Source organism: Streptomyces sp. MK37H, assembly GCF_018035285.1.
GTDB classification, from domain to species: Bacteria; Actinomycetota; Actinomycetes; order Streptomycetales; family Streptomycetaceae; genus Streptomyces; species Streptomyces endocoffeicus.
Genome location: NZ_JAAAYH010000448.1, coordinates 1 through 7102, shown reverse-complemented (window position 1 = coordinate 7102; position 7102 = coordinate 1). Strand labels below are relative to the sequence as shown.

General features: G+C 70.7%; 4 protein-coding genes. 2 read left to right on the top strand and 2 right to left on the bottom strand.

The features are described from left to right. Together GWI24_RS37375 and polA are read right to left on the bottom strand one after the other, a co-directional pair. The coding region (locus tag GWI24_RS37375; protein ID WP_247617424.1) for a lytic transglycosylase domain-containing protein at positions 1-955 on the bottom strand (955 nt) is incomplete at its 3' end. Positions 956-1068: 113 nt separating this feature from the next. Beyond that, on the bottom strand, positions 1069-3807 hold the full coding sequence (polA, locus tag GWI24_RS37370) for a DNA polymerase I (protein WP_210950492.1): 2739 nt from the start codon (positions 3805-3807) through the stop codon (positions 1069-1071). A gap of 261 nt (positions 3808-4068) precedes the next feature. On the opposite strand from polA, the gene GWI24_RS37365 reads away from it, so the two are divergent. Together GWI24_RS37365 and GWI24_RS37360 are read left to right on the top strand one after the other, a co-directional pair. Then, positions 4069-6351, top strand: coding sequence for an FdhF/YdeP family oxidoreductase (locus tag GWI24_RS37365; protein ID WP_210950491.1), 2283 nt, complete (start codon positions 4069-4071; stop codon positions 6349-6351). Between the two features lie 81 nt (positions 6352-6432). Then, positions 6433-6948, top strand: coding sequence for a hotdog fold thioesterase (locus GWI24_RS37360; RefSeq protein WP_210950490.1), 516 nt, complete (start codon positions 6433-6435; stop codon positions 6946-6948). The last annotated feature ends 154 nt before the right edge of the window (positions 6949-7102 follow it).

Here is a 7102-nt window from a genome sequence, read left to right as displayed (position 1 = left end):
TGTCGTTGGGCTTGGGCAGGGTGTGGGCGTCGTTCTCCTCGCCCTTCCCGGTGTCCTTGCCGCCGCCCTTCCCCGGGTTCTTGCCCGAGTCCTTGCCCTTGTCGCCCGAGCCGGAGTCGTTCCCCGAGGGGATCGCACCGGTGCCGTCGGGGACCTCATGGGTGCCGCGCTTGTAGTACTCGAACCACGACAGGACGGTGTTCAGGTATTCCCGCGAGTGGTTGTAGCCGAGGATCGCGCGGTCCAGGTCGGCCTTGACGGACAGATCGCGGCCGTCCGCGCAGAGGTAGCCGCCCGCGGCGAGGGCGGCGTCATAGACGTTGTTGGGGTCCTTCTCGCCGTCACCATTGCCGTCCCGGCCCCAGCTGGCCCAGGTGGACGGGATGAACTGCATGGGGCCGACCGCCCGGTCATGCTGACTGTCGCCGTCGTAGGCACCGCCGTCGGTGTCCTTGATCAGGGCGAAGCCGTCGCCGTTCAGGACCGGACCGAGGATGGGCGAGACGGTGGTGCCGTCGGCGCCCACATTGCCGCCGCCGGCCTGGCCGGACTCGACCTTGCCGATCGCGGCGAGCAGCTCCCAGGGCAGATTGCAGCCGGGATTGGACTCCCTCAGAGCCGCTTCCGCCTTCTTGTAGGCGGCGAGGACGCTCGCGGGTATGCCCGCCTCGGGCTTGGTGCTGCTGCCCCCGGGGAGCCCGGGCAGATCGATCGAGGAGCCCGGCTTGTCCGGGGTGACCAGAGGTGGCAGATCGGTGTGGTACGAGGAACCACCGTCGATGGGGGTGTCGTCCGGCGCCGGCGCCTCCCCCGCCCGCTGCTCCCGGTTCCGGTCGCCATGGTCGGAATTGGCGAATCCCGGCGCCTGGGACGCGGTGAGGGCGGCCATCGCGGCCGCCGCCACCGCAGTCGTGGCCGCCCCCTTGCGCAGTCGTCGGCCGATAAGCGGTGCCATCCGTGTGTCCCTCCCGTCGAACACGATGCGCTCCCCCGGCGCGTCAACTCTGGTGACACTACGACAACTTATGGCCCGCAGCTACCGGTGCAAACACCGCAGCGGGCGAACTCTCAGTGAGCCGCGGACTCCCAGTCCGCACCGGATCCTACCGATACGTCCAGCGGAGCGCTGAGCTGGAAGGCGCCCGCCATCTCCCGGCGCACCAGCTCCTCGACCCGCTCCCGCTCACCGGGGGCGATCTCCAGCACGATTTCGTCGTGCACCTGCAACAGCATCCGCGACGAGAGTTTCTCCTTCGTCAACGCCGCGTCCACCTTGAGCATCGCGATCTTCACGATGTCGGCCGCGGTGCCCTGGATCGGGGCGTTGAGCGCCATCCGCTCGGCCATCTCGCGGCGCTGGCGGTTGTCGCTGGTGAGGTCCGGCAGATAGCGGCGACGGCCGAGCATGGTCTCCGTATAGCCGGTGGCGCGCGCCTCCTCGACGACCCGCTGGAGATAGTCGCGCACCCCGCCGAACCGCTCGAAGAAGTTCTCCATCAGCTTGCGGGCCTCATCGGGGGTGATGCCCAGCTGCTGGGAGAGGCCGAACGCCGACAGGCCGTACGCCAGCCCGTAGGACATGGCCTTGATCTTGCGGCGCATCTCCGGGTCGACCGCCGACTTGTCGACGGAGAAGACCTGGGAGGCGACCGTGGTGTGCAGGTCCTCACCGGAGGTGAACGCCTCGATCAGGCCCTCGTCCTCGGAGAGATGGGCCATGACGCGCAGCTCGATCTGGCTGTAGTCGGCGGTCATCAGCGACTCGAAGCCGTCGCCGACGACGAAGCCGCGCCGGATCGCCCGGCCCTCGTCGGTGCGCACCGGGATGTTCTGCAGATTGGGGTCGGTGGAGGAGAGCCGGCCGGTGGCCGCCACGGTCTGGTTGAAGGTGGTGTGGATGCGCCCGCCGGGGGCGATGGTCTTGATCAGGCCCTCGACGGTGGAGCGCAGCCGCGCCTGCTCACGGTGGCGCAGCATGATCACCGGGAGCTCATGGTCGGTCTGCGCGGCCAGCCAGGCCAGCGCGTCGGCGTCCGTGGTGTACCCGGTCTTGGTCTTCTTGGTCTTGGGCAGGCCCAGCTCGCCGAAGAGCACCTCCTGGAGCTGCTTGGGCGAGCCGAGGTTGAACTCATGGCCCACCGCGTCGTGGGCCTCCTTCACGGCGTGCTGCACGGCGGCCGCGAACTGCTGCTCCATGCGCTCCAGCCAGTCGCGGTCGGCCGCGATGCCCGACCGCTCCATCCGGGCCAGCAGCTCGGAGACGGGCAGCTCCATGTCGTGCAGCAGCCCGGCCGCGCCCACGTCCTTGAGCCGGCCGCCGAAGGCCTCGCCCAGGTCCAGGATGGTCCGCGCCTTGATCATCAGGGCGTCCCGCTCGGCCTCCTCATCGGCGCCGAAGGCCAGCTGTCCGCTGTCCGCGGCCGCCGCCGGGGACAGCTCACGGCCCAGGTACTCCACCGACAGGGCGTCCAGCTCGAAGGAGCGGCGGCCGGGCTTGACCAGATAGGCGGCGAGGGCGGTGTCCATGGCGACGCCCGCGACGGACCAGCCGTGCTCGGCGAAGACCCGCATGATCCCCTTGGCGTTGTGCAGGACCTTGGGGCGGTCCGGGTCCGCGATCCACTCGGCGAACGCCCGCTCGTCGGCCTCGTCCAGCTGCGAGGGGTCGAAGAAGGCGGCGGGGCCGGAGCCGGTGGCCAGCGCGACCTCGCTGACGCTGCCGCTGCCCAGCGCCCAGGTGTCGACGGTGGCCAGGCCCAGCGGGGCGTCGCGGTGGGTCTCCAGCCAGGGGGCGAGCTCGCCCGCGCCCAGCGCCACTCCGTCGACCGCGACACCCGGCTCGGTGGCCGCGGGCTCGTCCGCCGCCGCGCCCGGGTCGACGGCCATGATCCGGTCGCGGAAGTTCTGGTGGCGGAACTCCAGCGCGTCCAGGATCACCCCGAGCGCCTCCCGGTCGTACGGGGCGCGCTCGAGCCCCTCGGGGCCCGCGGTGAGCTCCACGTCCCGCACCAGCTCGGTCAGCTGGCGGTTGAGCTTGACGGACTCCAGGTGGTCGCGGAGCTTCTCGCCGACCTTCCCCTTGACCTCCTCGACCCGCTCCACCAGCTCCTTGAAGGAGCCGAACTGATTGATCCACTTCGCCGCGGTCTTCTCGCCGACGCCCGGGATACCGGGGAGGTTGTCCGACGGGTCGCCGCGCAGGGCCGCGAAGTCGGGGTACTGGCTCGGGGTGAGGCCGTACTTCTCCCGCACCTTCTCGGGGGTGAAGCGGGTCAGCTCGGAGACGCCCTTGGTGGGGTAGAGCACCGTGACATGGTCGGTGACCAGCTGGAAGGAGTCCCGGTCGCCGGTGACGATCAGGACGTCGAAGCCCTGCTCCTCGGCCTGGGTGGCGAGGGTGGCGATCACATCGTCGGCCTCGAATCCCTCCACCGCGAAGCGCGTGATCTTCATGGCGTCGAGCAGCTCGCCGATCAGCTCGACCTGGCCCTTGAACTCATCGGGGGACTTGGAGCGGTTCGCCTTGTACTCGGTGAACTGCTCGGAGCGCCAGGTCTTGCGCGAGACGTCGAACGCCACGGCGAGGTGCGTGGGCTGCTCATCACGGAGCGTGTTCGCCAGCATCGAGGTGAAGCCGTAGATCGCGTTGGTGGTCTGGCCGGTGGTCGTGTTGAAGTTCTCCGCCGGCAGCGCGAAGAACGCCCGGTATGCCAGGGAATGCCCGTCCAGCAGGAGCAGGCGGGGACGGTCATCCCCCGTGCGGTCGGTCGCGGGCGCTGCGGTCTTCTTCGATGCTTTCTCTGCCACGCCCCCGATCCTGCCACGCCCCACCGACAATGCCTCCCGCCCCGGCCACCGGACCGGACCGGCACAAGATCGCACCGGACCGAGCACAAGATCGGCCGGGTCCGCACGGCCGGAACGGCCGTACCACCGGACCGGGCCGGGCCGGGCCGGTCCGCCAACAGCCAAACCGGGCCGCCGCCCCGGCTGTCGGTGGCCCGTGACAGGATCGGACCCATAGGTCCACACACAGGTCCCGCAACGCTCGAGCCCAAGGGGAGCGACATGGCAGCCAAGCCGCCCGCAGGCGATCCGATCCAGGACGCGCCCGAGGTCACACCCCCACAACATGCCGCCGCCGGGCTGCCGGCCGTAGGGCATTCGCTGCGCATCGCCCACCAGCAGATGGGCGTGCGCCGCACCGCGCTCACCCTGCTGCGCGTCAACCAGAAGGACGGCTTCGACTGCCCCGGCTGCGCCTGGCCCGAGCCGGACAAGCGCCATGCGGCCGAGTTCTGTGAGAACGGCGCGAAGGCCGTCGCCGAGGAGGCCACCCTCCGCCGGGTGACCCCCGACTTCTTCGCCGCCCACCCGGTGGCCGACCTCGCCACCCGCAGCGGCTACTGGCTCGGTCAGCAGGGCCGGCTGACCCAGCCCATGTACCTGCCCGAGGGCGCCGAGCGGTACGAGCCGGTGACCTGGGACCGGGCCTTCGACATCATCGCCGACGAGCTGACCGCGCTCGGCTCCCCCGACGAGGCGGTCTTCTACACCTCGGGCCGCACCAGCAACGAGGCGGCCTTCCTCTACCAGCTCTTCGCCCGCGAGTTCGGCACCAACAACCTGCCCGACTGCTCCAACATGTGCCATGAGTCGTCCGGCTCGGCGCTCACCGAGACCCTCGGCGTCGGTAAGGGCAGCGTGCTGCTGGAGGACCTCTACAAGGCCGACCTGATCGTCGTGGCCGGGCAGAACCCGGGCACCAACCACCCGCGCATGCTCTCCGCCCTGGAGAAGGCGAAGGCCAACGGCGCGAAGATCATCTCCATCAACCCGCTGCCCGAGGCCGGTCTTGAGCGGTTCAAGAACCCGCAGAACGCCCGCGGTATCGCCGGCGGCGGCACCGCGCTCACCGATCTCTTCCTGCAGATCCGGATCGGCGGCGACCAGGCCCTCTTCCGCCTCCTCAACAAGCTCATCCTGGAGACAGAGGGAGCCACCGACGAGGAGTTCATCCGCGAGCACACCCACGGCTTCGAGGAGTTCGCCGCCGCGGCCCGCGCCGCCGACTGGGACGAGACGCTGCGCGCCACCGGTCTCGACCGCGCCGACATCGACCGCGCGCTGCGCATGGTCCTCGACTCGAAGCGGACCATCGTGTGCTGGGCGATGGGCCTGACCCAGCACAAGCACTCGGTGCCCACCATCCGTGAGGTCGTCAACTTCCTGCTGCTGCGCGGCAACATCGGCCGCCCCGGCGCCGGGGTCTGCCCGGTGCGCGGCCACAGCAATGTGCAGGGCGACCGCACCATGGGCATCTTCGAGCGCCCCGCCCCGGCCTTCCTGGACGCCCTGGAGCGCGAGTTCGGCTTCGCCCCGCCCCGCGAGCACGGCTTCGACGTCGTCCGGGCCATCCGCGCCCTGCGCGACGGCCAGGCGAAGGTCTTCTTCGCCATGGGCGGCAACTTCGTGGCGGCCTCCCCCGACACCGAGGTCACCGAGGCCGCGATGCGCGCCGCCCGGCTGACCGTCCATGTCTCCACCAAGCTCAACCGCTCCCATGTGGTCACCGGCGCGCGGGCGCTGATCCTGCCCACCCTCGGCCGCACCGAGCGCGACCTCCAGGGCGGCGGCCCGCAGTTCGTCACCGTCGAGGACTCCATGGGCATGGTGCACGCCTCCCGCGGGCGCCTGGAGCCCGCGAGTTCCCATCTGCTCTCCGAGCCGGCCATCGTCTGCCGAATGGCCCGCCGGGTGCTGGGCCCCGAGAGCCACACCCCCTGGGAGGAGTTCGAGAAGGACTACGCGCGCGTCCGCGACCGCATCGCCGCCGTCATCCCCGGCTTCGAGGACTTCAACGCCCGGGTGAGCGACCCCTCCGGTTTCGCCCTGCCGCACGCCCCGCGCGACAGCCGCAGCTTCCCCACCGCCACCGGTAAGGCCAACTTCACGGCGGCCCCCATCGAGTACCCCGAGGCGCCCGAGGGCCGGCTGCTGCTGCAGACCCTGCGCTCCCACGACCAGTACAACACCACCATCTACGGCCTGGACGACCGCTACCGCGGCATCAAGAACGGCCGCCGGGTGGTGCTGGTGCACCCCGAGGACGCACGGGAGCTCGGGCTGGCCGACGGCGCTTACGTCGACCTGGTCGGCGAGTGGAAGGACGGCACCGAGCGGCGTGCCACCGGCTTCCGCGTGATCCACTACCCGACCGCGCGCGGCTGCGCCGCCTCGTACTACCCGGAGACCAACGTCCTGGTTCCGCTGGACGCCACCGCCGACACCAGCAACACCCCGGCGAGCAAGTCCGTGGTCGTCCGCCTGGAACAGACAACCCCGGCCTAAGCGTTTGCTCAGTTGCCTGGTAAGAAGGTGGCCACCACAAGCAAAGGTGGCCACCACAGCAACCGAACGGAGCCTGTCCCGATGGGCGAGCAGACCAGCGTGAAGTTCCCGCAAGAGGTACTCGACGAGTACGCGGCGCTCGGCGTGGATCTACCCGCGCTGTTCTCCGCCGGACACCTCGGCACCCGCATGGGCGTGCAGATCCTCGAGGCCTCGGCCGAGCGGGTCGTGGGCACCATGCCGGTGGAGGGCAACACCCAGCCGTACGGGCTGCTGCACGGCGGCGCCTCCGCCGTGCTGGCCGAGACCCTCGGCTCGGTCGGCTCGATGCTGCACGGCGGCAGCGGGCGGATCGCGGTCGGCGTGGACCTCAACTGCACCCACCACCGGGGCGCCCGCTCGGGCCTGGTCACCGGTGTCGCCACCCCCGTCCACCGGGGCCGCTCCACCGCCACCTACGAGATCGTCATCAGCGATGAGCAGGACCGGCGGGTGTGCACCGCCCGCCTCACCTGCCTGCTGCGCGAGGTCGACGACGCCGGCCGGGCCAAGACGGTCGCCGACATCACCGAGGCGAAGGACCGCGCCGAGGCGTGACGCCCGGCGCCATCGCCGTTGTCCCCCTGGGAGGCCGGGTCTACCGTGACTCTCCATGGGGGCAACGACCCGGGCGGGTTCCTGGCCCGCCGCCGTCCGTGGATGCGCTCTCGTACTCGCCGTGACGGTGACCGGATGCGGCAGCTCCGGTTCC